3 protein-coding genes are annotated in these 3,316 nt (G+C 67.4%); all 3 read left to right on the forward strand.

Annotated features, from left to right (window positions below; all coding sequences use genetic code 11):
- Positions 1-412 precede the first annotated feature (412 nt).
- From ACFQVD_RS15195 to ACFQVD_RS15205, 3 genes are read left to right on the forward strand one after another with little or no spacing between them, the layout of a single operon-like run.
- Positions 413-1,774, forward strand: coding sequence for a glycosyltransferase (locus ACFQVD_RS15195; protein WP_343967004.1), 1,362 nt, complete (start codon positions 413-415; stop codon positions 1,772-1,774).
- 34 nt (positions 1,775-1,808) lie between these two features.
- Entirely contained in the window at positions 1,809-2,990 is a 1,182-nt protein-coding gene (locus ACFQVD_RS15200; RefSeq protein WP_343967002.1) for a cytochrome P450, read from the forward strand.
- A gap of 49 nt (positions 2,991-3,039) precedes the next feature.
- On the forward strand, positions 3,040-3,234 hold the full coding sequence (locus ACFQVD_RS15205; protein ID WP_343967000.1) for a ferredoxin: 195 nt from the start codon (positions 3,040-3,042) through the stop codon (positions 3,232-3,234).
- Positions 3,235-3,316 lie beyond the last annotated feature (82 nt).

Raw genomic sequence — 3,316 nt, forward strand, 5'->3', positions numbered from 1 at the left:
CCCCTGCCGCGTCGATCGCGTCACCACATCCGTCTCCGCGCACACCGGCGACCGGTGCTCTCGCCTGGCGCGACGTCTCCGCCGTGGAGGGGAGGCGACAGCACCGGTCTCCGCATGGTTGAAGAGGATGACCGGCGGCATACACGGTCGTCGAGCATGCCGCCCATCGGTGAGGTTAGGCCGATGGCGACTCGGCAAACGCCTAGTCTTTGGGCCGGCCCGACGAGCCGACCACGTCCGCGGGCCGGCCCCCGGGAAGACTAGTGATCCCCCTAATGTCGCCGCGATACCGTGCGGGCACGCCGACGTCAGGACACGAAAGACGGTCACGGCGATGACGTATCCGTACCGGAGCAGGCGCCTGCGTGTCACTGGCTGTTCGGCGGTCCGGCTCCCGCGATGGAGGTATGTGATGGGCGAGAGCCGCAAGCCAGTGCTGTTCGTCAGCAATCCAGGGGCCGGTGTCTTCAATCCCCTGTGCGTGATCGCCGCCGAGCTGGCCCGGCGTGGTACGGAGGATCTGTGGTTCGCGACGGATGAGTCCTGCAGGGCCGACATCGAGAAGATCGGCGAGGGAAGCGGCGTGCGGTTCGCCTCGCTCGGCGAGACCGATCCGAGGCATTCCCCCGCCGACTGGGACGACGAGATGTACCGGCTGGCCACCCAGCGGTCCCGTTGGAAGGCACATCACGCGGTGGTGCGGCGCGGGTTCGACCCGAGCAGTGGGGAGCAGAAGTATCTGGCGCTCGACGCCCTGGCCGAAGAGCTCAAGCCGGCCCTCATGGTCTTCGACAGCGTGAACCCGCTCGCGCTCATAATAGCGCTCAAGAGGAAGATCCCATTTATCCTCAGCTCGCCTTTCCTGCCGAGCAACCTGCTCATCACCAGGACACCGCGCGGATTCCCCATGCTGCACACCGGGCTGCCCTTGAACATGTCGTTCCAGCAGCGGGTCCACAACACCGTGTTCAAGCTCCGGGCCGGGCTGATGTTCCTGCATCCGACGATGCTCAGGCTCGCGCTCAAAAGCATCTCGTACGCGAGGATGCTCCAGCTCCCGCAGGAGGCGCTCCGCCCGTCGTCGAAAATCGACTGTGCCGATGCCGTCCTGTGCTATTCGGTCTTCGGGCTGGAGTACCCGTTCCCCCTTCCGGACAGGTTCCACATGCTCGGCGCCATCATCCCGCCGTTGCCGGAGGCGCCGGACGACGACGACCTGTCCCGTTGGCTCGACGCCAACCCCTCCGTGGTCTACGTCGGGCTCGGCACCATCACACGGCTGACCCGCCACGAAGTACACGCGCTGGTGGAGGTCGCCCGCCGGTTGGACGGCAGGCACGCCGTGCTGTGGAAGCTCCCGACCCAGCAGCAACACCTGCTACCGCCCAGGGACGAGTTGCCGCCGAATCTCAGGATCGAGAGCTGGATTCCCTCCCAGCTCGACGTGCTGGCCCATCCCAACGTCAGGCTCTTCTTCAACCACGGCGGCGCCAACGCGTTCCACGAGGGCCTGTATTTCGGCAAGCCGCAGGTCATCCGGCCGCTGTGGGTCGACTGCTACGACCAGGCGGTGCGCGGCGTGGACAGCGGGGTCAGCCTCACGGTGGACGATCCGCAGACCGTCGACGTCGACGACGTGGTCGGCAAGATCACCCAGGTGCTGAACGACCCCGCCTTCCGTGAGCGCGCCGAATTCTTCGCCAAGGCGCAGCGCGAGGCGGGAGGCGTCCGGGCAGCCGCCGATCTGATCCTGGGCAACCCGGCACTGAAATGATCTGACAGGCACTGCCGAAGGATGTGGCGACAGCATGGAAACGCACAGTGGCGATCCGATCTCCATCGAGTTCCCGAGGCGGCGGCGCGGGCAGCTCTCTCCCCCGGACGAGTACGCCTCGCTCCGGGCGCAGGCGGGGCCGGTCAGGTCGGCGCTGCCAGGAGGCAGCACCGTGTGGCTGGTCACTCGGCATGATGACGTGCGCACCGTACTCACCGATCCCCGGATCAGTGCCAGCCCCTTACACGAGGGCTTTCCGACGATCGGGCGCAACGGGACGGTGCCGCCGCCCGACCAGATTCCCGGCTGGTTCGTCGCGTACGACCCGCCGGAGCACACCCGCTTCCGCAAGGCTCTGATCCCCGAGTTCACCGTACGACGGATCGCCGAGCTTCGCCCGGCCGTCCAGAGGGTCGTCGACGGCTGCATCGACGCGATGCTCGCCGACGGCACCACCGCCGACCTGGTGGCCGCGTTCGCGTTGCCGGTGCCATCGCTGATCATCTGTGAGCTGCTCGGCGTGCCGCGTTCGGACCGTGAGCTTTTCGAGTCGAGGACGCGCGTCCTGGTGACCTTGACGTCGACCGACGATGAACGTGAGGCCGCGACCAGGGACCTGCTGCTCTACATCTCCAAACTGATCACCATGAAGCAGCGGTTCCCCGGCAGGGACCTGACCAGCCGGCTGTTGTCCGCCGGGGTGCTGACCCCCAAGGAGATCTCCGGTGTCGCCCTGCTGCTGCTGATCGCCGGGCACGAGACGACGGCGAACAACATCGCGCTCGGCGTGGTCATGCTGCTGCTGAATCCGCAGTGGATCGGCACGCCCGGGGTGGTCGAGGAGGTGCTGCGCTATCTGTCCGTCGCGGACCGGGTGGCGCTCCGCGTGGCCATCGAGGACATCGAGATCGGCGGGCACGTCATCAAGGCCGGCGAGGGCATCGTGCCGCTCGGCGCCGCGGCGAACCACGACCATGCCACGTTCGAACGGGCCGACGAGTTCGACCCGAGCCGTTCGGCCCGCCACCACGTCGCGTTCGGGTACGGCGTGCACCAGTGTCTCGGGCAGAACCTCGTCAGGGTCGAGATGGAGGCCGTCTTCACCTCCCTGTTCCGGCGGATTCCGACCCTTCGGCTCGATCTCGCGGTCGAGGACCTGCCGTTCAAGTACGACGGTGTGTTGTTCGGGCTGCACGCGCTCCCGGTCCGTTGGTGACGGACCGGGAGGGTATACGGCCCCCGGTCTCTCAAGGATGAGGAATGTCATGCGTGTCAATGTGAACGCCCAGCACTGCATCGGCGCCGGCCAGTGCGTGCTCATCGCGCCGGAGGTCTTCGACCAGAGCGACGAGGGAACCGTCATGGTCCTGGTCGAGACCCTGGACGACTCGGCTCAGGCCGTGGCCCGGGAGGCCGTCGTGGCCTGCCCGTCCAGGTCCATCTCGCTGGCCGAAGGCTGAGGTACGCACCGAGCGGGTGACCGCGATCTGACCGCACGAATCCGACCCGGCCGGGGAACGCCCCCCGGCCGGGTCGTTCGGC

The sequence above is a fragment of the Streptosporangium amethystogenes subsp. fukuiense genome, from assembly GCF_042665875.1.
In the GTDB taxonomy this organism is placed as follows: domain Bacteria; phylum Actinomycetota; class Actinomycetes; order Streptosporangiales; family Streptosporangiaceae; genus Streptosporangium; species Streptosporangium fukuiense.